13 protein-coding genes are annotated in these 24620 nt (G+C 66.3%); 8 read left to right on the forward strand and 5 right to left on the reverse strand.

The window, feature by feature from the left end; translation table 11 throughout:
- Positions 1-11: 11 nt before the first annotated feature.
- Together gnd and OJB03_RS00455 are read right to left on the reverse strand one after the other, a co-directional pair.
- Positions 12-923: a phosphogluconate dehydrogenase (NAD(+)-dependent, decarboxylating) gene (gnd, locus tag OJB03_RS00450; protein ID WP_263784342.1), complete on the reverse strand. Its 912-nt coding sequence runs from the start codon at positions 921-923 to the stop codon at positions 12-14.
- 204 nt (positions 924-1127) lie between these two features.
- Positions 1128-3896 carry a bifunctional transaldolase/phosoglucose isomerase gene (locus tag OJB03_RS00455; protein ID WP_263784343.1) on the reverse strand — a complete coding sequence of 923 codons (2769 nt, stop codon included), beginning with the start codon at positions 3894-3896 and terminating at the stop codon, positions 1128-1130.
- A gap of 516 nt (positions 3897-4412) precedes the next feature.
- Between OJB03_RS00455 and OJB03_RS00460 the strand changes: the two genes are divergently transcribed.
- The 7 genes from OJB03_RS00460 to OJB03_RS00490 all read left to right on the forward strand — a co-directional run bounded on the left by OJB03_RS00460 (position 4413) and on the right by OJB03_RS00490 (position 16098).
- Complete coding sequence (locus OJB03_RS00460; protein ID WP_263784344.1) at positions 4413-5054, forward strand: hypothetical protein; 642 nt, start codon at positions 4413-4415, stop codon at positions 5052-5054.
- 383 nt (positions 5055-5437) lie between these two features.
- Positions 5438-6070, forward strand: a complete 633-nt coding sequence (locus OJB03_RS00465; protein WP_263784345.1) for a porin family protein — start codon at positions 5438-5440, stop codon at positions 6068-6070.
- 229 nt (positions 6071-6299) lie between these two features.
- Positions 6300-6929 (forward strand): TetR/AcrR family transcriptional regulator, encoded by a 630-nt coding sequence (locus tag OJB03_RS00470; protein ID WP_263784346.1) that lies wholly within the window; start codon positions 6300-6302, stop codon positions 6927-6929.
- Positions 6930-7058: 129 nt separating this feature from the next.
- Positions 7059-9536, forward strand: coding sequence for a TolC family protein (locus OJB03_RS00475; protein WP_263784347.1), 2478 nt, complete (start codon positions 7059-7061; stop codon positions 9534-9536).
- A gap of 49 nt (positions 9537-9585) precedes the next feature.
- Entirely contained in the window at positions 9586-10686 is a 1101-nt protein-coding gene (locus tag OJB03_RS00480; RefSeq protein ID WP_263784348.1) for an efflux RND transporter periplasmic adaptor subunit, read from the forward strand.
- 58 nt (positions 10687-10744) lie between these two features.
- Positions 10745-13795, forward strand: coding sequence for an efflux RND transporter permease subunit (locus OJB03_RS00485; RefSeq protein ID WP_263784349.1), 3051 nt, complete (start codon positions 10745-10747; stop codon positions 13793-13795).
- Between the two features lie 161 nt (positions 13796-13956).
- Positions 13957-16098, forward strand: a complete 2142-nt coding sequence (locus OJB03_RS00490) for an ATP-binding protein (RefSeq protein WP_263784351.1) — start codon at positions 13957-13959, stop codon at positions 16096-16098.
- Between the two features lie 113 nt (positions 16099-16211).
- Here the strand turns inward: OJB03_RS00490 and OJB03_RS00495 are convergent, their stop codons facing one another.
- The 3 genes from OJB03_RS00495 to OJB03_RS00505 all read right to left on the reverse strand — a co-directional run bounded on the left by OJB03_RS00495 (position 16212) and on the right by OJB03_RS00505 (position 22759).
- The gene (locus OJB03_RS00495; RefSeq protein ID WP_263784353.1) at positions 16212-18167 is read right to left on the reverse strand and encodes a PAS domain-containing sensor histidine kinase; all 1956 of its coding nucleotides are present in this window, start codon (positions 18165-18167) and stop codon (positions 16212-16214) included.
- Between the two features lie 225 nt (positions 18168-18392).
- A complete protein-coding gene (locus OJB03_RS00500) occupies positions 18393-20696 on the reverse strand; it encodes an FAD-dependent oxidoreductase (protein WP_263784356.1) in 2304 nt (767 codons plus the stop codon).
- 530 nt (positions 20697-21226) lie between these two features.
- Positions 21227-22759 carry an ATP-binding protein gene (locus OJB03_RS00505; RefSeq protein ID WP_263784358.1) on the reverse strand — a complete coding sequence of 511 codons (1533 nt, stop codon included), beginning with the start codon at positions 22757-22759 and terminating at the stop codon, positions 21227-21229.
- 541 nt (positions 22760-23300) lie between these two features.
- Here OJB03_RS00505 and OJB03_RS00510 point away from each other — a divergent pair.
- Positions 23301-24452 carry a DUF3179 domain-containing protein gene (locus OJB03_RS00510; protein WP_263784360.1) on the forward strand — a complete coding sequence of 384 codons (1152 nt, stop codon included), beginning with the start codon at positions 23301-23303 and terminating at the stop codon, positions 24450-24452.
- The last annotated feature ends 168 nt before the right edge of the window (positions 24453-24620 follow it).

Consider the following 24620-nt stretch of genomic DNA (forward strand, 5'->3'; position numbering starts at 1 on the left):
GTTCGGGGGCGTCACTCGTCGCTAGACTTGACGTCGTGCCCCCCAAACTGATTGCGCATGGCGGCCAGCAGCTTGTGGGTGTAGGAGTCCTCCGTCCGCGAGTCGAGCCGCGAGATGAGGGCATCGGTGATGACGGGGGCCGGCACGTCGAGGTCGATGGCCTCCTTCACCGTCCAGCGGCCCTCGCCGGAGTCGTCGACCCAGGGTTCGATGCCCGACAGGTCCTGGCCCTCCTCAAGCGCACGGGCCGTCAGGTCGAGCAGCCAGGAGCGCACCACGCTCCCGAACCGCCACGTCTCGGCCACCTGCTGGAGATCAAGGTCGAACGTCTCTTTCGACTTCATGATGTCGAACCCCTCGGCGTAGGCCTGCATGACGCCGTACTCGATGCCGTTGTGCACCATCTTGACGAAGTGGCCCGAGCCGACATCGCCCATGTGGCCCCAGCCTTTGTCGGGGCCGGGGGCGAGGGTGGTGAGGGCGGGCCGGAGCTGGTCGATGGCCGCGTCGGGGCCGCCCACCATCATGCTGTAGCCCTCCTCCAGGCCCCACACGCCGCCGGACGTGCCCACGTCGACGTAGTGGATGCCGTGCTCCTCTGTGCGCCCAGCGCGGCGGAGCGTGTCCTTGTAGTTCGAATTGCCGCCGTCCACGACGACGTCGCCCTCACCGAGGAGCGGGAGCAGGTCGTCGAGGGTGGCGTCCACGGCGTCGCCCGCCGGCACCATCAGCCAGCAGACGCGTGGGGGCTCCAACTGGTCGACGAGGGCATCGAGGGCCGTGGCCCCCGTTGCGCCGTCGTCCTCGAGCTCTTGCACGGCGCTCTCGTCGAGGTCGAAGCCGATGACCTCGTGGCCGTCGCGCATCAGGCGCCGGCCCATGTTTGCGCCCATCTTGCCGAGTCCGATCATTCCAAGTGTCATAGCGAAGAGAAGCGGTGGGTTTGGGAAAACGTTGTGTGCCGTGGAAGGACGCGGTCGTGCCCGTTCGGGCCTGCTCGGAACGTGCGCCGCCGGACACAGACCCCGAGAGCGGCACGATTTCGCCCGGCGGGGCGGGGAGAGGGACGGAACGGATCGTCGGTGGAGCGGCAGTCGGGCATGCGTCTTTTCATCACATGGCCCGCCTCATTCGCCCTGTGCCTCAACCGCGTCCACGAGGCGGCCGAGGTCCGAGGCGTCGACGTGGACGCGCAAGACCGTGCGATCCGTCTCTCGGAGGGCCTGGTGGTCGCCCGTGGCCTGGGCCGCGATGAGCTCTTCGAAGGTGTAGTCCGTCTCCGGCACGGGCACCTCCGCGTCCGGCGTGTCCACGAGCTGCAGAAAGAGCCCGTTTGGCGGGCCGCCCTTGTGCAGCTGGCCGGTGGAGTGGAGAAACCGCGGGCCGTAGCCGAGTGTGGTGGCATGGCCGGTCGCATCGCGCAGGGCCGTGACGAGGTCGGTCAGGGCCGCCGTTGTGTCATCGGACGGGGCGTGGTAGGCCTGTACGCCGAGGTAGCTCGTCTCGTCGGCCGCGTCGAGCCAGGCGGCGAGCTCCTGCTCCAGGACGTCGCGATCGTCGACCGTGATGGTGCGTGTCTCGCCGCCGGCGCCGTCCTCGGACTGCATCGCCTCACGGGCGAGGCGCTTGGCGGCCTCCACGTTCGGCTGGTTGAAGGGATGGATGCCGAGCACCGCCCCGGCCGTGGCGACGCCCATCTCCCAGCGGTACATCTCGCGGGCGAGGTCGTACCGGTCGTCAAGCCGGACGCTGATGACGGGATGGCCGGCCTCGTCGAGCGCGCTGAGGGTCTCGATCGTGTCCCGGTCCTGCTCCCCGTGGAGGTAGAAGTAGACGAAGACGCGGTCGTCCCCGTACGTGTCCAGGTCGGCCAGCGGCTCGTCGGCGACGGGGACGATGCCGGTGTCGTCTTTGCCGGTGCTCTCGGCGATAAGCTGCTCCTGCCACGCGGGGAAGCTGTCCAGCGTCGGGGAGGTGACAAAGGTGACCTTGTCGCGGCCAGCCGCGGCCAGCTCGCCGAGGGCAGCGCCCAGCTCCAGCCCCGAGTTGTTGGGCGCCTCCACGCAGAAGTCGGAGCCGGCCTCCGCGGCCCAGGCTCGGTCGAGGAGTTGCGTGATGTCGACGCCCATCAGGGCCGCCGGCACGAGGCCGAAGGGGGTGAGGGCCGAGTAGCGGCCGCCCACGTCGGTGGGGGCCCGAAAGACGGCCCGGAAGTCGCGCTCCTCGCCCATCTCCTCCAGGTTCGAACCCGGATCGGTGGTCGCGACGAAGTGATCGCCGGGCGTGTCGGTGAGGCCCGACACCCGGTCCCAGAAGTAGCGGAAGAAGGAGAGCGTCTCGGTGGTGGTGCCCGACTTGCTGGCGACGACGAAAAGGGTGCGGTCGAGCGAGAGGTCGTCGGCCAGGGCCGTCACGGCGTCCGGGTGCGTGCTGTCGAGCACGGTGACGTCCGGGTAGCCATCCGCCGGCTCGAATACCTTGCTGAAGACATCCGGGGCGAGGCTGGAGCCGCCCATGCCGAGCACCACGACGTCGTCAACGTCCTCCGTCACCGAGTCCGCAAAGGCCGTGATCTCCTCGGCCTGCTCCTGCATCGACTCCGGCAGGTCGAGCCAGCCGAGGCGGTTGGTGATTTCGGGCGTGTCCTTGTCGGCCCAGAGCGTCGGGTCGCGGCGCCACATACGGCACGCGAAGTCGTCCTCGCGCCAGGCGTCCAGGCGCTCCGCCACGGCCGTCTCGTGCTCGTGTAGGTGGAGGGAGATCGGGTCGGGCAGGTGGGCGGTAATCTCGTCGCGCTTCTCCTCGAGCACCTCCATCAGGTCGTCGAACGGGTTGGCGAACTTCTCCACGCCGCGGGCCTGGAGCGTCTCGGTCACGTCGTCGAGGTCGATGCCCGCGTCCTCAAGCTGCCGCAGGACGGCCTCGGCCCGGTCGAGGTCGTCGGTGACCGTCTGGCCGTGGACGGTGCCGTGGTCGCGGAACGCGTCGAGCGTATCGGGCGGGATGGTGTTGACCGTCTGCTCTCCAATGAGCGACTCGACGTAGAGCACGTCCGAGCGGGTCGGGTCCTTCGTGCTGGTCGACGCCCAGAGCGGCCGCTGCACGAAGGCGCCCTGCTCGCGGAGGTCCGCAAAGTCGTCGCCGTGGAAGATCTCCTCGAAGCGACGATAGGCCAGCTTGGCGTTGGCGATGGCCACGTCGCTGCCGTCGAAGTCGACCTCGTCGGTCAGCCCACGCTCGTCGAGGCGGGCGTCGACCTCGCGCGCCACGCGGCTCACGAAGAAGGACGCCACCGAGACGATGCCGCTCGGGTCGTCGGCCTTGCGGAGCCCCCGCAGGTAGGCCTGGGCCACCTTCTCGTAGTGGTCGAGCGAGAACATGAGAGTGACGTTGACATTGATCCCCTCGCTCAGCAGTTGCTCGATGGCGGGAATGCCCTCTTCGGTGGCGGGCACCTTAATCATGAGGTTGGGCCGGCTCACGGCGCCCCAGAGGCGGCGGGCCTCCTCAATGGTCCCTTCGGTATCGTGGGCGAGGTGTGGCGAGACCTCCAAGCTCACGACGCCGTCGTACCCGGTCTCCTCGTAGACGGGCCGGAGGATGTCGGCGGCGCGGCGGATGTCCTCCACCGCCAGCCGCTCGTAGATGGTGGCCGCGTCCATCGAAGGGTCCTCTGTCAGGAAGGCGGTGATGGCGTCGTCGTACTCGCGGCTCCCGCCGATGGCTTTCTCGAAAATGGCCGGATTGGAGGTAAGCCCGCGGAGGGCATCCTCCTCGACGAGCCGCTCAAGCTGCCCGCTTTCCATGAGGCTGCGACGGATGTAGTCGAGCCAGAGCGACTGGCCCTCGTCGCGGATGGCAAGGGTCGGTTTTTCGGCGGTTTCGGCGGTCGACATGGTCCGAAATTGTCTTGTTCGTGCGGGAACGGGAGGGCGAAACGTGCGGATGTGTTCGGAAGAGAGGGCTTCTCACGCCGGATGCGCGCCGCCGATGGGCCCGGAACCTGCCATCGGCTCTCCTGCCCCGAGCTGGGCACTACGACGTACCGGCTGACGGAAACAACGACCGCATCACGGGCGAGAAACTCCTCCGAATGGAGTTCGAGCAGAATCTAAAAAACGTTACGTCCGAGGCGCGGACGGGGTCCTCCGCTCCGTCCCCTCGCGTCAATGTCTGGTCGGCGACGGTCGTCGCATCTAGTCGCTTCAAGAGCAAGACTTTTGTCTCGGGACGAGGGACAACGTTACATCGCCTCCCGCACTGTATAGATGCCTCCCGGCTCGCCGAGACAATCCACCCTTCGACTGCTTGGATTTACATGTCGTCCGTGCTCGCTGAAGCAACGGAACCGGTGCGGTGGAGATCGTTGTGATCGTGAAACAACTTGCACGTACGATGAACTTGCACGCACGATGAGCCAGCTTGAGTACCTCATCGCCTTCGTCTCCATCATCGTCGGGCTCGGGCTCACAGATCTTGCCCGGAGCCTCCGCGAACTGGTGCGTCCGGGCCGCCCGGTGCTACCCCTTGCGTGGGCGGCCATCGTGTTTCTGCTCGTCCTACAGGTGTGGTGGCAGGCGTTTCGGTTTCTTCGGGACGAGGTCCTTGCCCACGTTGCCGCTTTCGCCCCCGTGCTTCTGGGGTTTCTCCTTCTTTACCTGCTCTGCGCCTTCGCCCTGCCCGATCCGGAGCGGGCAACGTGGCGGGTGGTGACGAGCCCCGAGGAGGAGAGTGAGGCCGGCGGGGGAGACGGAGACGTACTAGACCTGAAGGCGTTCTATTTTTCGGGAGCCCACCGCCGGTGGTTCTTCGGAACGTTCATCGGACTGCTGGGGGCCAGTCAGCTGTTCAACGTGGCGAAATGGGGGACGCAGAGGGAGGTGGCAATCACGACCGCGCGCCTTGTGCAGAATGCTGGGGTCAACGTTGGGATTATCGCGGTCCTGACCGGCCTGATTGTGACCGACCGACGATGGGTGCATGGAGCCACCACGCTCTTGGTGACGGGAGTTTTGGTATACACGCTCCTCGTCGGCATCCCGGCGATTGGGTGATGGTCCTGCACCTGGCCACCCGCCCTTCATCCAGACACAGCGAGAGCGATTCCCCAAAGGCCCTGTGAGAGCCCATAGGAAACCACGTGAAGTTCGGCGCATGGAGGAACGCCACCCCGATAAATAGATTTTCGGAATGAACGTTCATTCAGAAGTACCGAGCAGGACGGAAGTGTTCAACATGAAGGTGTCGCCCTTTCCAGGGCCGGCGTCTGCCCCGTGGCGCTAGACGGGGCCACCAACCGACTGTTCTCACGCCGGCGCTTAACACCGGTGCACAAACAAAGAAAACACAGGTAGCGCTGCGACCGACGGCACCACCCTATCCGTCGCAGCACCCCTGTGTCACACGATCTACAGCACAACCATCATCTGTGTAGACCATGCAAACCGTAACATCGAAACTCACAGCCTCGATCGCAACCCTCGCCCTTCTGCTGGGCCTTGCCCTGCCGATGACCAGCCAGGCCCAGTCGCCCGTTGATATCGGGGTCCGGGGCGGCGTCACGCAGGCAACCTTCTACGGCGATGACGTAAGCTCCAATGACTTCCGGCCGGGCTTCACGGGCGGCGTCTTCGTGAACTACCAGGTCAACGAGGCCTTCGCCGTGCAGCCGGAGGTGCTTTACTCCCGGCGCGGGGCGAAGAACCACTTCAACAAGGCCGGCTCGGAGGACATCCGCGTCAGCCAGGACGTGATCGAGATACCGGTGCTGCTGAAGCTCAGCGCCCCGACGGCGCCGGTCACCCCGCGCATATATGCAGGCCCGGCCCTCGGCTTCATCACCAACAGTGAGGTTGACGGCGCCGATGCTGACGACAGCTTTACTGACGTGGACTTCAGCGGCGTCGTGGGCGGAGAGATCGCCTACGCGCTGAACAAGGGCCCGCTCAGCGAGATTGCGGTCGACGGGCGGTACAACCTGGGGCTCGCCAACCTGGGAGACGCCGATAACTTCGAGGACGTCTCGACGAGCGCGTTCACCGGCACGCTGAGCCTCCGCTTCAACCTCTAAATATCGCATCCTGAGTAGACACCGAAGGGCCGTCCCTTTGAGGGGGCGGCCCTTTTTATTTTGTGCACAGAGTGTACGCTGGACAAAGAGTTCCGGGCGCGCATCGGGCCCAAGGGGCCGCATGCCACGCTGCACGCCGATGAGAGATGGAGGTGAGGTAAAGGAGGGGCGAGCCCTATATGAATCGGATCAGATATCGAAACGCATGAATGTGGTCCATGTTACCGGAATGAATGTTCATTCCAATCCATCGATCGAGCCAATCGAAGACACACAGGGCAAACGCGGCGACATTCTCAAGGCGGGCCTTTGCCTGTTCGACGAGCAGGGGTTCCACGGGACGTCCATGTCGGAAATTGCCGAGGCGGCGGGGGTCGGGGCCGGAACCATCTACCGGTACTTCGACGGCAAAGACGACCTCGTCGACCAGTTGTACGCGGAGGCACGCGCCGCGGCCCACCAGTCGATCATGGATATGGGCTTCGATGAGGACGCCTCGGTGCGAGATCGCCTCCGGATGACTTGGCGGGCTGTCATTCGAAACTACATGGACTGCCCCCGCCTCTACCGGTTCATCCTGCAGTACGAATCGTCGGCGTACCTCCGGCGGGCCGAGCGCGCTCAGCCCGAGGATCTGAAGTCCCCGTTCCAGGCAATCCATCGGGACGGGGTGGAGCAAGGGCTCTTTCCCGATTTGCCCCAGTCGGTGTACGGGTCGTTCTTCATCGGGACGGTTACCCACCTGGTGCAGGAGCATCTCAACGATGGTCCGGAACTGGATGAGGAGCTGATCGACCAGTCCTTCGAGATGCTCTGGGCCGCCTACACAAAGGCGTCGGTGGATCCCGAAATCGATTAGGCGGTCCCCCCTCGCGTGTGAGCACGCTCCGAAATGTGGTGTGGTATTTGGCGTAATATGTGCCTGCTTTGGCATGGCATCCCAAATCGGATGCCGACTTCCGTCATCGCTAATGTCTCTTGTTTCTACATGGATTCCTCGACTTTCGCGGCCCGCTTGCGCATCAACCGTTGGTTTGCTGGCGCGGCCCATCTGTCCTGGACTGGGGGGCTCGCAGTGGTCCTTTTGGGGAGCATCCTCGGAATGCTGTCTCGCCCGCTCCAGCACGCGGCGGCACAGCCTGCCCCCGGCGGGGAGGTAGACGTTGGGATCGTGCTCAGCGACTCGTCCCAGGCGCACCGCCGGGCCGCGGATGCCGTTCGGCGGGAACTGCGGTCGCTCATGCGCCCGGAGCGCCGAGTGCAGTTTCCGGAGACGTACCGACGAGTCTTGGGCACGAGGGACGACGCGGACCTCAAGCGCCTGATGGGCGGTGAGGCAGGCCCCTCGGTCGTCGTCGCCGTGGGGCTATCGGCCTCGCATCGGCTCGCTACAAGTGCCGAGCGGGACGTGCCGGTGGTGGCCGCCCACGCCCTAGACCCGGACCTTCAGGGATTCCCGAAGTCGGAGGACGCCAGCGGCGCGAAGAATCTAGCGTATGTGGCCGAGCCGGGGCTTTTGCGCGAGAACATGGACCTGCTCCGGTCGCTGACGTCGACCTCGGCCCCCGCGCTCCTAGTGCCGGCCCGCATGCTGGAGGGGACGCCTGCGCTCGCCGACCGGATGCGCCGCCGGCTCCGCCAGCGAGACTCGTCGGACACCGACTGGCGGGTGGTGCCGGTGCAGGCTACGGCCGAGGCCACACTGGAGGCCCTGCCCGCCGGCACGGACGCGGCCTACCTGGCGACGCCACTGCCGCTTTCCCCGGTGGAACGGGACCGTTTAATCTCGGGCCTGCGTGCGCGTCAGATTCTGGCGGCCGTCCACCGAGGGCGTGAACTCGTAGATCGGGGGGCGCTGGCGACGGCGTCCGCACCCTCCGTCGATCCCATTCCCCGACGTGTGGCCCTCCACGCCGCGGATCTCCTCCGGGGCGCCGCCGCCGAGTCGCTCGCGGTGGAGCTTCCGTCGCCGCGAACGCCCTACGTCAACGAGGCAACGGCCCGCCGACTCGGCCTCTCCGTGCCCGATGCCCTGCGTCTGCGGGTGACCCTGGCCGACACGCCCGCCCCGGCACCCACGGACTCGATCACCTACGGACAGGCGGTGCGCCGGGGCGTCGGTGCCAACTACGGGTTGAACGCTCGGCGGTCGGGGCTGGAGGCTGCGCGCGAGGACGTGCGGATCGAGCGGGGCGACCTGCTTCCGCAGGTGCAGGTTGAGGCGCGAGCGCGCCAGGTGGATTCCGACCAGGCCGCCGCCAGCTTCGGGGCCCAGCCCGAGCGGGCCCTGAGTGGGTCGGTATCGTTCTCGCAGACCTTGTTTTCCCCTCGAGAGCTGGGCGACCTGGAGATCGCGAAGCGCCAGCGGGCGGCCGACGCGTCCGAGGTAGAAGGCTCCAAGCAAGACATTGCACTCCAGGTGTCGGGGGCTTACGTCTCGGTCCTGCAGGCACGGGCCCTGGCCCAGGTCCGTCGACGCGACCTCGTCCTCAGCCGCGAAAACCTGTCGCTTGCCCGGGCACGCCAGGAATCCGGGCAGGTAGGCCGGCAGCAGGTGCTGCGCTTCAAAACGCAGGTGGCCCAGGCGCGGCGCACGGTCCTCGACGCCGAGTCGCGGGTCGAGGTGGCCCGCGCCCGCCTCGCGCAGGTGCTGGCCCGGTCGCCCGACGAGCTCGTGGGGGTGGCCGGGCTGTCGCCCTCCGACTCCATCCTGACGCTTCCAGAGCCGGTCTTCGCGGAGTACGGCCACACCTCGGCCTCCCGCCAGCGCCTCACCGACTTTCTGCTGGAGGAGGGGCTGTCGAACGCGCCTGAACTGCAGGCGCTCGACGAACAGATTGCGGCGGCCCAGCGGGGGGTAGAGGTGGGGCAGCAGTCGTACTGGGCGCCCACCGTGGCCCTGGAGGGGCAGCTCAACAGCCGCGTGCTGGAGGGCGGCGCGGGCACCGAGTCGCTGTCCCTGCCGGGCGGGCCGACGGGCGGGGCCGCTCTTCCGCAGGCGCCGAATACCACCTGGAACGTGGGCCTCTCTCTCAGCCTGCCGCTCTTCACAGGCCTCAAGCGCGACGGCCAGATTGAGCGGGCGCGTGCCCAGCTCAGCCAGCTCAAGGCCCAGCGCCGCGAGGTGCGCTCCGGCCTTGAGGAACGCATCCGGTCGCGCACCGAGCAGGCTACGTCCGGCTACCTCAGCCTCCGGGAGGCGGAGGCGGGCCGGCGCACGGCCCAGGAGACGATCGACCTCGTTCAGGACTCCTACACCGCCGGGGCGGCGGACGTACTCGACCTTCTCGACGCCCAGGAGGCGGTCCTCAATGCTCGCCTGGCCGAGGTGGACGCCCGCTACTCCTTCCTGCGTCGCCTCCTGCAAACCGAGCGGGCCATCTCGCGCACCGGGCCGCTACAGACTGCCGACGAGCGGGCGGCCGTCCGCGAGCGCCTCCGTGCCTTCATGGACGAAGGGCGGTAGAGCACCCGCCCGCTTCCACTGTTTTCTTCACCGACGCCACTCTCCGTCGATGCCTATGTCTCGTTTTTCGTTTCCGCGTGCCGCTCTCCCATCGGGGATTGGGCTCGCAATGCTGATTGGCGCGGCCGTGCTCCTGAGCGCCTGTGGTGCCGAGAGCGCGTCTGCTCCAGCCCTAGAGCCGCCGGTGCGCCCGATCAAGATGCACACCGTGCAGGGGGAGGGCTCCACGCCGGTCCGGGAGTACCCGGGCACCGTCTCGGCCGCCGAGACGGCCACCCTCTCGTTTGAGGTGCCCGGCACGGTCGTTGACCTGCCCGTGCAGGCAGGCGAGCGTGTCGAGGCCGGACAGCTCATCGCTCGCCTCGACGGCACCGACGCGCAGTCGCGCCTGAGCTCCGCCCGGGCGACCCGGAACGCGGCCCGATCGGCGTACGAGCGGGCCAAGTCGCTGTACGCGCAGGGTATCGTGTCGCAGCAGCAGCTGGAAGCACGGCAACGAGAGCACGAGGTGGCCCAGTCGCAGCTCGAGCAGGCCCAGACCCAGGTGGGGGATACGCGCATCACGGCCCCCTTCGACGGGCGCGTGGCTGAAAAGAAGGTGGAGATCAATGAGAACGTAGGGCCGCAGCAGGGCGTCGCGACCGTGCAGGACCTCTCCCGGATGGAGGTAGTGATCGACGTGCCGGAGCAGAGCCGGATGCGCCGTGCCCTGGAGTCGGAGTCGCTCGCCGTCACGTTCTCGATGCGCCCGGACCGCCGCTTCCCCGCCACGCTCAAGGAGATTACGACGACGGCGAATCCGCGCACCCGCACCTACGAGGCGACGCTCACGGTGCGGCCGCCCGAGGACGCCGGCATCCTGCCGGGCATGACTGCCCGTGCCATCGTGGGGGGCGGACCGGCCTCAGGGACCGACGCGTCGGGCACGATTGCGATTCCGACCAGCGCTGTCTTTTCGAGGTCGGGCGAGACGGCCTCCGTCTGGGCGGTGAGCGACTCGTCGATGACCGTAACCCGTCAATCCGTCTCGCTGGGAACGATGCGCGACAGCACGGTGGTCGTCACGTCGGGCCTCCAGGCCGGCGACCGCATCGCCGCGACCGGGGTGCATCAGCTCAGCGACGGCCAATCCGTTCGCCCACTGGAGTAACCCCCAGAACGCCCCACGGCCGACAGCTCTCTTTCCACGTGTTTCGCTGTGAGTAACCATGGACATCGCCAAGGCAGCCATTGAGAACCGGACGCTGACGTACGTCACCACGTTGCTCGTGGTGGTGGGGGGCGTCATCGCGTTCCTGAACCTGGGGCGCCTGGAGGACCCGGAGTTTACTATCAAGCGCGCGCTGGTGGTGACCCAGTACCCGGGGGCGACCGCCCACGAGGTGGAGGAGGAGGTGTCCGACCCCATCGAGGAGGCCGTTCAGGAAATGGGGAAGGTGAAGGAGATCAAGTCCCGCTCCAGCCGGGGACGCTCGACGCTGGAGGTCGAGATGAAGAGCGACGTCATCGGGGACGCGGTCACGCAAGCCTTCGACGACCTGCGCGACAAGGTCAACGATGCCCAGGGACGCCTTCCGCCCGGGGCCGGCCCGTCCGCCGTGGAGGACGACTTCGGGGACGTGTACGGCATCTTCATGGCCATTACCGGGGAGGGCTATAGCAAGGAGGCGCTGAAGAACCACGCGGAGGACCTCAAGCGAGAACTGGTGCAGGTCCAGGACGTCGCGAAGGTCCGACTTTTTGCGGACCGGCAGGAGACCATCTACGTCGAGCCGAACCGCAACCGGTTGTCGAACCTGGGAATCAGCGTCGACCGGATCGCCGGGAAGCTGCGCACGCAGAACATTGTCGTCGACGCCGGCCGGGTGCGGGTGGGGGACAGCCACATCTCCGTGCGTCCGTCGGGGGCGACGGCGTCCCTGGACGACCTGCGGTCGATCTTGATCGCGAGCCAGGGGGGACGTCAAATCTTTCTGGAGGACATCGCCACGGTGCGCCGCGGCTACGCAGACCCGCCCCGTGCAATCATGCGGTACGACGGCCAGCCGGCGATCGGCCTCGGCGTGTCGACCGTCGACGGGGGCAACGTCGTCACGATGGGGCGGGCCGTGCAGGATCGTCTCGATGAGCTGAAGGCCGACCGTCCCCTGGGCATCGAGTACAACTACATCAACTTCCAGGCCGAGGACGTGAGCGAGGCGGTCAGCGGCTTCGTCTGGAACCTGGTCACCGCCATCGCGATCGTGATCGTCGTGCTGCTGCTGGCGATGGGGTGGCGCAGTGGGCTCCTCATGGGATTTCTGCTGGCCGTCACCGTCCTCGGCACGTTCATCCTGATGTACGCGACGGACGTGGTGCTGCAGCGGATCTCGCTGGGCGCGCTGATTATCGCGCTCGGCATGCTCGTCGACAACGCCGTGGTCATTGTGGACGGCATCCTTACGCGCCTCAAAGAGGGGCGGGAGCGGGTGGAGGCCGCGTCGGAGATTGTGGAGCAGACGAAGTGGCCGCTCTTCGGGGCCACGGCCGTGGCCATCCTGGGCTTCGCGGCCATCGGGACCTCCTCCGACAGCAGCGGGGAGTTTTTGGGATCGCTGTTCCTCGTCATTCTCTACTCGCTGTCCCTGAGTTGGCTGCTCTCCGTCACGCTCGCGCCGCTTCTGGGGGTCGACTTTCTCAAAAAGCCCGACCCGGACGAGGAGGTTGAGAGTGCCCACGACGGGCCGGTCTACACCGCCTACCGACGCCTGCTCCAGGGCGCGATCAACTACCGGTGGGTGACGGTGGCGGTCATCACGGGGCTCATGGGGCTGTCGCTGTGGGGCGCCGGGGCCGTCAAGCAGAGCTTCTTTCCCGACTCCACGCGCCCGCAGTTCCTCGTGGACGTGTGGATGCCGCAGGGCACGCACATCCGGGACACCGAGGCCGCCGTCAAGGAGGCGGAGCAGTACGTGCAGGACCTCGATGCCGTCACCCACGTCAGCTCGGTGGTGGGGCAGGGGGCGCTCCGGTTCGTGCTTCCGTACAGCCCGGAACGGCAAAATTCGTCCTACGGACAGCTCATCGTGGACGTTGACGACTGGCGAAAGATTTCCAGCCTCAAGGACTCGGTGGATGCCCGTCTCTCCACGATGCTCCCGCGGGCGAACGTGTACGCCTTTCCGTTTGTCTTCGGGCCTGGGGGCGGCACCGGGCGCATCCAGGCGCGCATCAGCGGCCCCAACCCCGACTCGCTACGGGCCATCGCCCAGCGCGTGGAGGGGATCTTGCAGGCGGACGACAACACCAAGGCCGTCCGCAACAACTGGCGCAACCGGGTGGAGGTGACCCGGCCCCAGGTCGCCGAGGACGCGGCGAGTGCCCTCGGGGTGACGCGCCCCGACGTGGCGCGTGCCATCCAGCGCACCTTTGAGGGCACCCGCATGGGGGTGTACCGTGAAGAAAGTGACCTGCTGCCCATCATGATGCGGGCCCCGTCCGAGGAGCGGGCGCGTGCCAGTAATATGAAGAACACGCAGGTATGGAGTCCCGTGGCGAGTGAGTACGTCCCGATCCGGCAGGTCGTCTCTGGGTTCGGGACCGGATTTGAAGACGGGATCGTGTGGCGGTACAAGCGGTCCCCGACCGTGAGCGTGTACGCCGACCCCATCTCGGGAACGGCGACCTCGGTCTTCCAGCGGGTGCGGCCGGTAGTGGAAGAGCTCTCCCTGCCCCGGGGGTACGAGATCAGCTGGGGCGGGCAGTACGAGAACTCGAACGAGGCCAATGCCTCGCTCCTCTCGGCCGTCCCGATCTTCTTCGTACTGATGGTGCTGATTACGGTGGCGCTCTTCAACGCACTCCGCCAGCCGCTCATCATCTGGCTCACCGTGCCCCTGGCCCTGATCGGCGTGGTGGCGGGCCTGCTGGCCACGGGGGCGGCCTTCGGGTTCACGGCGCTGCTGGGCTTCCTCAGCCTGTCGGGCCTGCTCATCAAGAATGCCGTCGTCGTGATCGACGAGATTGAGATCTGGAAGCAGGACGAATCGCTCTACCAGGCCATTGTGGGCGCGAGCGTCGTCCGGCTGCGTCCGGTCATGATGGCATCCATTACGACGGCCCTGGGCATGATTCCGCTCTTCACCGACGCATTCTTCGTGGCCATGGCCGTGACCATCACGTCCGGGCTTCTCTTCGCCACGGTGCTCACGATGATCGTGGTGCCCGTTCTGTACGCCATTCTCTTCGGCGTCGAGCGCCTCCCGTACTCGGAACGCTAACCGATGACATACGAAGAATCAGAAACTTGTGGGGCCGCCCAGGCGGAGATCCCTGTTAGGCCACCGCAGGCCGGGCCGTCTCCAGGGACCAGCGTCACAAATGGAGCGTTTCTTGTGCGGCTTCTCCACAAAGTCCACCCGCATTCCGCCGCTCCATTCCTGTGACGCACCGCTCGGTCTTTTGGGGACTGCTCGCCATCGGCCTGATGCCGTGTTGGGGGAACGTTGCATGGGCAGGGGCTTCGCCGACAGACAGCCTCCAATTCCGGACGCCCGCCCCCATCGCTCAGGTCCGGCAAGACGTCGACGGCGACAGCGTCCCAGACCGCGTGGGCGACACGGTTTCGGTCGCGGGACGTGTCAGTGCCGCGCCCGGCGCGCTGCCCCTTCCGAACGATGGCGTCGGGGCCCTTCAAGACACGACGGCGGGGATCCATGTGCGCCTGCAGGACGCCCCGTCTCTCAGCCGTGGAGACAGTGCGCGGGTGTGGGGGGTGCTGCGGCACAGGGCAGGGCTCACGCAGATTGAAGGGATGGGCTACCAGCGCGTGGGGGCCTCCCGGCGGGCGCCCGATCCGGTTCCCCTTTCGGTGCCGTCGGCCGCATCGGACCGTCACGAGGGGCAATTCGCACGCGTGAATGGAACGATCACGGCACGGAGTTCGAACCGGGGGGGCGAATACTTCGTGCTCCGCGAGGAGGCGTCCTCCGACGCTCAGCTTACCGTGTTCGTGTCGAACCAGCACACAGACCGCATCCGTCTGGGGCGGTTCGGTGAGGGCGACCGGGTGGAGGTAACGGGCATCATCAGTCAGTACGACCTTTCCTATCAGATCTTGCCCCGAGAGGAAGGCGACCTGGCCCACATCGGGCAGGCGTGGAGCTACCTACGGTGGACCCTTCTGGGAGTCGGGGGGCTTGGCGTGGTCTCCATTGCGGTGATCCTGTTCCTGCGGTCCGCCGTGCGGCGCCGAACGCAGGAACTCACCCGGCGAGAGACGGAGCTGAAGGATCGGCAGATGAAGGTTGAGGCCCTCTACTCGGCGACCGATCGTCTGCTCCGGGCCACCAGTCGTGTGGAGGTTGCAGAGGCCCTCATCGAACTCGTCCGCGAGGTGTTGGGCTATCGGGGCGTATCGGTGCGCTTCGTCGAGGACGGGGTCCTGAAGGTGTTCGACGTGGCGGAGACGACCCTCACATTTATGCCGGAGCGCCCGGACTTTGACGTCGACGGGGCCAGTGCCGTCGCGGAGGTGTACCGGAGCGGGCAGACGCTCGCGGTCGACGACGTAGAGACGGTGGAGGTCAACGACCCCGCCGAATACGGCGACCTGCGGTCGGTCGTGGTGGTTCCGGTCGGTGAGCACGGCACCTTCGCGGTGGCGTCGCCGGAGCCCGGCGCGATCAATGGATTCGACACGCATCTGATTGAGGTGCTCGGCAGCTACGCCACGGCGACGCTCGACCGACTCGACCGGGAGAAGGCGCTGCGGGCGGCAAAGGAAGAGGCGGAGCGGGTTCGCGAAGAGGCGGAGGTGGCACGGGATCAGGCCGAGGAGGCCGCCCGGCTGAAATCGGCCTTTCTGGCCAACATGAGTCACGAGATTCGCACGCCCCTCACCTCGATCATCGGGTTTGCCGAGGCCCTCGGCGACGAGGTCGGCGATGAGGAGGGGAATGCCGGCCGGTTTGCCGAGCTTATCGGGCAGAGCGGGCATCGACTGCTTGATACCCTCGACGGTGTGCTGAACCTCTCAAAACTGGAGGCGGGGCAGATGGAACTCAAGACGGAGCCGGTCGATCTGGTCACGGAGGCGCGCCAGACCATCGAGGAGCTGCGGCCCCAGGCGACGGAAAAAGGGCTGGGGCTGACGGTCGAGACGGACCGCCCGGAGGTCTGGGCGCGGGCCGACGCGGGCAGCGTGCAAATCGTGCTGCAGAACCTGGTCTCCAACGCCATCAAGTACACTGAAGAGGGAGGAGTCCACGTCCGGGTGTACCGGAAAAATGACTGGGCGGTGTTGGAGGTCGAGGATACCGGAATTGGGATGGACCCGACGCTCGCCAAAGATCTGTTCAAGCCGTTTCGGCAGGCGTCGGAGGGCATCGGTCGGGCCTACGAGGGCAGCGGCGTGGGATTGGCGGTGACCCAGAAGGCAACGGAGGAGATGGGGGGACAGGTAGACGTCGAGACGGAGGAAGGGACCGGCAGCCGCTTTACCGTGAAGCTCCCTCAGGGCGAGTCGCCGGGGGCCGAAGCGGTCGAGGGCGGAAAGGCGGCGGGGTCGATGAGTGAGACGTAGGTGCATCAACATCAAGACAGGGACGCGCCTCTAGCCGGTCCTGACCCGTGGCGAAATGGGATGTTCGGCGAAACCCTCCCGGAGGTGCGTCCGGGCCGCACGGATGGCCGCGCCTACCCGTGGTCCACCTCAGTCCCCGTAACCTCGAAGCGCGCCCCGCCGTCGCGTCCCTCCGTCAGTTCAAGAGACCATCCGTGAGCGTCCACGATAGTCTTCACGATGCTCAGGCCGAGTCCCGTGCCTTCCTCGTCCGACGAGTATCCGGCCTTGAGCACATCCTCCTCCTGATCAGAGGGGATCCCCGGGCCGTCGTCTTCCACGAAAAAGCCGTCGTCGAGCGCACCCACTCGGAGGGTCACGTCGTCGCCTCCGTGCTCGATGGCGTTGCGGAACAGGTTTTCCAGAAGCCGCTGGAGGCGGCTCTCGTCGGCGTACACGCAGGGAGGGTCCTCCACCACGAGCTGGGCCTCCGGCACGTCAACACGCTCCCAGCACGACGCAATTAGGGAAGCGAGGTCACAGTCGCCCAGGTCCGCGTCGCTGAGCTTTTGTCCTCCCCAGGTAATCGCCAGCAGGTCTTCGATGATTTCGTCCATCCGGCCTAGAGCACGGCCAATGGCCGGCAGGTGGCTCAGGTCCTCCGTGTCTGCAGCGAGCTCGAGGCGGCCCTTTGCCACGTTGAGCGGGTTTCGGAGGTCGTGGGCCACGAGGCCCGCGAAGTTGTCGAGCCGTTCGTTTTGGCGCTCGAGCTGCTCCGTAGCGCGGCGCTGCTCAAGTTCGTAGCTGGCCCAGCGGGTCATCAATTCCATAAAGGTCCGCTCCCGCTCCGTGAACGCGGTGTCGCGGGCGTCGGAGGCCGCGAAGCACAGCGTGCCGTAGAGGCCCCCATCGACCAGAATTTGTGAGCCGATATAAGCGCCCAGCTCGAATTCCTCATAGGCCGGGTCGTCCGTCCAGCCCGTGGGGGCGACGTCCTGGATGGCCAGCAGGGCATCCCTCTCCGCCGTCTCTCGGCAGTACGATTTGGAGAGGGGACACGACTCGCCTGGCTGGAGTAGCGGGTGGTCGCCTGTCGCCTCGAGAATGTGCTGTGTGCCGTCCGAGATGCGGGTCAAAAACCCGTACGGGAGGTCCAAGTAATCGCACCCGAGCTCGATGAGGCAGCCCACCTTATCCTCAAAGGAGGCGTTCTGATCGGCGGTAATGCGGTACATCGACCGCAGGGCCTCCTGCTCGGCGCGCAGCGTCTGCTCCCGTTCCTTCTGTTCGGTAATGTCGGTGTAGATCGCGTATCCTTCCGGTGTCTCGCTATCGGAAAAGAGCACCGAATTGAGCCGGAAGTGCCGGCGCCCCTCATCCGTCTCGCGGATTACTTCGGCCTGTACGCTGCCCTCTTCTATGGCCTGCTGGGTCAGCGTCTCGGCCTGAGGAAGTCGTTCGTCGGGGGCAAGAAGCGCGTCGAGGTCGCGGCCCACAACTTCGCTCCGTGACAGGCCAAAGGTCTCTTCAAACGCCACGTTGGCCCCACGCGCGATCGCGGCCCCGCTCCGCACCTCGTAGTGCACCACCGGGCTCGGCAGGCCCGTGTACAGCGCCGCCAACCGGTCGCGTTCGAGCCGGAGCGTTTCGTCCTGGGCCGCGGACAGAGGCGCCATCCGCGCGATGCCCACGACACAATTCGGCGGCCCCACGTCGCCGGACAGCGGCCGCGCGGTGAACGTACAGGGGCGGGCCGGTCCTTCGCGAGGAATCAGCGCAACCTCGGCCGTTGCGGTATCGCGTTCCGCCCGCACGGCGTCGAGGGTCTGCTCGACAGACGCGGCGTCGCCCTTTCCGAACAGATCAGATAGGCTCTTTCCGCGGAGGGCAGCGGCCGAGTGCCCGATGGCTCGCTGAAGAGGGTCGTTGCCCCACGCAAGCGTGTTCTGAGGGCCAAACACAAAGACGGGATCGGGCATGGCCGCGAGTACGGCGTCCGCGAAGTCGGATTGTTCGGGCAGAGGCGAGGTGGCCTCCGCATCTGTATGGTCTTCGGGCAGGGAGCTTCCCTGCGTCTCGCTTGTGGGCATCGGGTGGGGCTACAGCGAAGGAGGAACGTGTAGCGCTTCCTGCCAAGTGGCTGCCAGGCATTCCGCTTCCGTTGTGCGCCAGTATACCTACGATTCAGCCAGGGCAACGATTCAGCCGTCGCGGAGGCTCTGTGTAGAGCACAGACAAGAGCAAGATTAATGCCAGCGACGGTGCGTGTCACCGGGGGCATGTCGAAGGGGCGAGCCGCAGGCGGAGGAGTAGCGCTACGCCGCGGCGCCGTTCTCGTGCTCTTGGATGCGGGTGAGCGACGCCTCCAGCGCGTCGCGGTGGATCACCTCGCCAGTGTTGGGCTTCACCTGTCCAAATTCCAGCACGCCGGTCGGGCACGTCTCCACGCACGCCGAGCACCGGACGCACTCCGGGTCGTCCATGTGCTCCCCCTTCTGCGCGTAACTCATCACGTCGATGCCCTGGTGACAGACGCTCGTGCACTGGTTGCACGAGATGCACTTCTTCTTGTCGGCCAGGATGCGGAAGCGGCTAAACCGGTGGTAGATGTGCATGATCGCCGCCAAGGGACAGAAAAAGCGGCACCAGAAGCGTCCGCTGAGCCAGAAGTACACCCCGAAGCCCACCATGCCGGCCAGAAGAATGTCCACCACCCAGCTGTAGCCCAGGCCCAGGCTCCCGCCGTGTAGGCCGGCCCGGTAGGCCTCCGCGGCCCAGCTGCCTGGCCAGATCCACCCGCCGATCCGCAGAAACAGCAGCGCAAACGCCACGCCCATGATCACCTGTCCCGCCAGGTTGAGCTTGTTCCAGCCGGGGCCGTGCGGCATCTTCTCGCGGTGCTGGTCGCCGAGGGTCTCAGCCAGGGCGCCGCAGGTGCAAATCCAGCCGCAGTAGGCGCCCTTGCCCCAGAAGTAGATCATCCCGGGGATGAGCACGAAGGTCTGCACGAAGCAGATGCCAAGCCACCACCAGAGCGGGTCGGCGGTGAACACGTTCCAGATGAAGAGGGGCCACGCCAGGATAAACCCGTAGGCCCGCCAGTACTGGCGCCCGTGGACCGCGTACTCGCTGGTGGGGAAGAGGGCGTCGAGGACGCCGGTGGGCAACAGGCCATTCGCCCCGAGGTAGGGGAGGACGAACTCCGGAAGGATGAACAGCGGCAGGACCTGAATGCCCATCAAGGTGAGCGTCTGTACCTTGATGTAGGGCGTTTTGCGCCGCCGGATGCGTTTGACCCCGAAGACGACCACGAGCGCCGAATAGGCGAACGTGTAGTAGAAGCCCGGCTTCTGCATCGAGGTTAGCAGAATGTCGAGCGCGCCCGTTCCGCTCGTGTCAGGGGCCCACCCGAACGGGAAGAACCCGGTGGCCTGCGCCCACTGGCCCACCCAGCCGCCGTCCTTCCAGCTGTAGACGGCCACCATGAAGAAAAAGAAGGCCGCGAACGCCGTGATGCGGTCCCAGCGCAGGTCTTTCAGCCAGGCAAGGCCGGACATGGCGTCCTGGAGGGAGTCGGGCACCTCTCCCCAGTCGTTGCGGAGTTCGATGCCGGAGCGGCGGAAGAAGTCGAGCGGCGCTTCCCGCCCGATCGTGGCGAAGACGTGATCCGCGTCGACGGTCTCCGTGTCGTTGGTTTCATCGGAGAGCACGACCTCGCCCTCGCGGATCTCTTCCACGTCGGTCGGCATCTTGAGGGTGAGGCTGCCCTCGCCTTCGTGGTACGTGGCCAGCTCGTAGAGGCGCTCCACGTTCTCCTCCTTCGGCCGCACGAACTCGTCGCGCCGGTACGAGAGGGTGACGTCGGCCCCTTCCTCTGTCAGCGCAGCGGCGGCCTCCGCCGCCGAATCGCCCCCGCCGATCACCAGGGCCCGGTCGCCGCGGCACCGCGTGGGGTCGTGGAGGCGGTGCTGCACGTGGTCCTTGTCCTCGCCGGGCACGCCGAGGCGTCGGAAGTTGCCGCTCCGCCCGATGGCCACGATCACGCGCTGGCCCCGAATGCGATCTCCGTCGGTCGTGATCACCTCGTGGCCCTGGGCCGTCTGATCGACCCGGTGGGCCGTTGCGTGGCGCACCGGAAGGTCTTGGGTCTGCGTCTCCAGCTCCTCCACGAGCGCCTCCTTGACCTCCGCGGAAATCTCGAGGTCGCTCTCCGGCGTCATCGATTCCGGGTAGGTGTAAATCGGCTTCTCCGCCTGAAAGTCCTTGATCGTCGCAAACCGGCGCTGCGACTCCAGCACGCAGAAGGAGAGACCGCTCTTCTGGGCTTCCCGGGCGGCGGCCATGCCGCTGGCCCCCGCGCCGATGATCACCACGTCGTACGGCCCGTCCTCGCCGGTCGGCTCCACAGGGTCGATGCCCCGCGTGAGAAGGTCCCGAACGGCCCGGGCTCCGCCCTCGACCGAGAACTTGAGGAGGGGCACCCCGGCCAGGTCCCCCACCACGTAGACCCCGTCGACGTTGGTGCGGAAGTGGTCGTCGACCTTGGGCAGCTTTTCGGGCGTCCCGGCGGGCCACTGCAGGTGGAGCCAGTTGGCGTAGCGGGCGAGCGCGTCGAGCATGGGACGTACAGAACGGTGGGGCAAAGACCAGGGCAGGAGAAGCGTCCATGGGCGCCAGGCAAATGGTCGGCGCCTACCGGTCAGCGTTACGGGAAAGATTCAACGTGTAGACACACGGACAAGTCTGGGCGAAGTGCCTTTGGGCACGTCTGCGCGAAACGTCCTCGAGATCCACACAGGCAGGGGGGCGCAACACCCACGCGCTGGTTTCACCGACGGGCGCGATGTTCTGGGCCGGGCACCAGCGTGCAGAGAAACAATGCATCGACAATGCTGAGGCGCCCTAATTCAACGCTTCGGACGTTCCGTGTTGCCTGGTTGCTCGTCGCACGGCTCCTTTAACTGATGTTGGGGGTCGGTGAGACCTGCTGGGGGCAGGGGCGCTTGTAGGTGTAAAATGTGCAAGCGTAAAATGACTGCGCACGGGGTTCGTCTATGGGCGATCGGAGGCCGGAGCGGGGAGGAAGATGATGAGGACTGCGGGGCGCGTCTCTGCTCTCGGCCGGAAGACACGCGTGACGCGGCCAGCGCTACGGGACAAGTCGCCGTCGGCTCACGTGAGCGCCGACCGCGAGCATGCTCCCCCATAGGAGGTGCGCCAGCAGGCTGTTCGGGCTGAGGTTTGGGATCGGGGTCGAAATTCCGACGAGATTAAGCCAAATCGGCATGACGAACCCGCTCGCTCCGAGCCATAACACTGCGCCCCACGCGGTCCCTACACCGACCATTCCCACCCAGTCTGTCCGCCACCAGCGAGGAAGGAGAGTGAGGAGGCCGGCGTAGATGAGGGCAAAGACGAGACTGTGAAACTCGTGGGTCAGGACGCCGACGAGAAGGTTCTGCGTGCCGTAGAGCGCACCAATGACCGGCACGACCCCGGTGGTGAAGTGCATGTACGCCCCCATGGCCCCACCCGCGACCAGCCCCGACAGGGCGGTGGCCCCGAGCTGGGCCGGTGTAACGCCTACAAGGGAGGAATCTGCCGGGACGCTGGACTCGTCTTCGGGGGATTCGGGGACGCGTTCGAGGGCGACCGACACGGTGGTGCCCTCGTCGGTCACCTCTGTGTGAAGGGATCCCTGGAATGCGTATACGAACAGCCGCACGAGATACAGCCCGAGCCCCGCCGTAGGATCCCCGTCTTTGGAAATGGTCGTGCCGTGCTCCAGGGCTTCCCGGTTCTTGTCTGGAAGGCCGGGCCCCTCGTCGGACACGGAGATCGTCACGGTGTCGGGGGTCGTGTCGAGAGAAACGGCCACGCGGGGAGCGTCCAGGTTGGCGTGCTCGGCCCCGTTCTTGAGCAACTGACCCACCACGTCTGCCAGCCGGTGGTTCGCGTACGCCGATACGTCGGATGGGAGCGACTGGGCCACAAACGTCGCGTCGGGGTGTCTCTCTCGTGCCCGCTGGAGTGCCGTCTCAACAGCCTCGGGGACGTTCACCGGCTGCGGCTCGGCCTCGGCGCCCGGCTCGGTGAGGTCGTGCACGCTTCCCATGACGGCCTCGATGGATTCGGCCTTCTCCAGAATGGCGTCCACCGACTCCAGTCCCGAGTCTGCATCGTCCCGCAGAAGCGGGGCGCTCCCTTTGATCACCGTAACGGCATTCATCACCCTGTCGTGCAACAGGCGATTGAGAATGACGAGCCGATTCTGGCGGTTCAAGAGCTTGCGCTGGGCGGCTTGGTTCTGGGCAGCGTACAGGCCGGTGAGAGCCCCGCCCACACTGCCCCCGATCAACACGTTCGAGAAGATGCCGACCGTCCGGACATCTTCGGCGAAGGAGGACGCCCCTCCGTAGACGGTCGCCACGATGAGCAGGCCAATCACGCCGGCCCCGAGCACTGTCCACCGCGCAATGGTGCGCACGTACCACGTCTCGAATGAGCCGATGGCGAGGGCCACGCCGCACACCGACAATGACAGGCCGAGGACGAGGGGGACGATGCCCCCGACCACAAACGCCGTCGGTGCCTCCGCGTGGGCGAACGTGATGGTGTAGCGGGTCAGGAAAAATCCCAAAAGCGCGATGACTAGCCCACTAGGGGTGAATGTCCGGCGCATGCTCTCGTGTGTGGCAAAAGACAACAGAATCAGCGACGCGGAACGTACTTAGACGACGTGGGCGGGGGACGCAACCGCTTCGTGTTACGTCTGGCTGCGCCCCGATGCGTGCGAATCGGGAAGAAGAGCCGCACACCGGGGAGATCCGGGATGGGGAGACCCGGAGCTGGCGGCCACGCGGTCCTGAGACCAGTGCATGGCTACGGCGGCCGTGACCTCACGCCAGTATTTTGAGTGCTCTCCGAAACGGATGCGGGGCATTTCGCCTTCTCACCTGTCTTTGGTCATCGGCGGTTGAGGGGCGTTCCTTCAACACGGTCTCGAGGGCGACGGGAACCCCGACGAGGGACGTCCAGGGGAGAGGCACGCGGGCGGCTGAGCGACGAACACTCTTGGAGACGAACACTCTTGGAGTAGTGATCAGAGGAACGAGAACACTCGGCGTCCGCCCGGCGCGTAACGCTGTCCCGAAAAAGCGCCCCAAGCACAGCCGCGGATGGTCACTGATCTGCTGTTTTCCTCGATGCCCGATTCTCCTGCCATGCAGCACCGACTGTTTTTCGTGCTGGGTCTAGCGGGCCTCTGGGCCTGTTCCGTCGTGCTCGGGGCGCAAGCGCAGTCGTCCCTGCCCGCAGGGGCGCCGGCTGCCCTTCAGCAGTTCGACACGGATTATTCGGCGCACAACATCGATCTCTCGACGCTGCGGTCGGGTGGGCCGCCGAAGGATGGTATTCCCTCGGTGGACGCCCCCGTATTCGTTTCGGTGGGGGCGGCCCAGGATTGGATCGCCCCGGAGGAGCCGGTGATTGCCTTCGAATACAACGGCGCGGCCCGGGCCTATCCGCTTCAGATTCTCACCCACCACGAGATTGTCAACGATCGAGTGGGGGGCACGCCGGTGGCGGTCACCTTCTGCCCGCTCTGCTACAGCGCCCTCGTGTTCGTTCGTACGCTCGATGGGACGCCCGTCGAGTTCGGCGTCTCCGGCATGCTCCGCAACTCAGACCTGGTCATGTACGACCGGAAGACCGAGACGCTGTGGCAGCAGCTCACCGGTAAAGCGATCGTCGGGGACCGTGCCGGGGACACGCTGGAGCAGTTGCCCTCTCAGATCGTCTCCTTTCGCCAGTTTGCGGACAGCTATCCCGACGGCGCGGTTCTCTCCCGCGATACAGGGCATGACCGGCCCTACGGCCGCAATCCGTACGCGGGCTACGACGACATCGACAGCAGGCCTTTCGCCTACGATGGGCCGGTCGACGACCGTCTCCCACCGATGGAGAAGGTCGTGGCGGTCAGTGTGGGGACCACCCACAAGGCGTACCCGCACTCTACGACAGAGGAGGAGCGGGTCGTCCACGATACGGTCGGGGGCCGGCCTCTGGTGGTCCTCCACGCGCCCGGTGCGGTGTCGGCCCTCGACGCGCCCGAGATCGAGGACTCGAAGGAAACCGGGTCCACGGGCGTGTTCGTCCCGCGGGTGGACGGGCGCTCCCTGCAGTTCTCCTACGTTGGGAAGGGGCGCTTCCAGGACGCGGAGACGAAAAGCACCTGGACGGTGACGGGGGAGGCCATCGAAGGGCCGCTGGAGGGCACACAGCTCGATCGCGTGCGGCACGGCGACTACTTTGCGTTCGCCTGGCTCGCCTTCCGCCCCGACGCCACGGTGTTCGAGGCCGAGGTGGGTTCGTAGGTTCTCACGTCTCATCCTGCTCTGCCACCGAGGCCCCGTTCATACCACATGCTCCGGACTTCTGCGCCTACACGCGAGGTGGTGTTATGATTGGCTGAAGAGTCCGCCGGAAAGGCCCCTTCGCTTGGTCCCGGTGCGATCGCACTGTACGTTGACACTGGCATCACA

Origin of the sequence: Salinibacter grassmerensis (genome assembly GCF_947077765.1) — a bacterium.
Lineage (GTDB): Bacteria > Bacteroidota > Rhodothermia > Rhodothermales > Salinibacteraceae > Salinibacter > Salinibacter grassmerensis.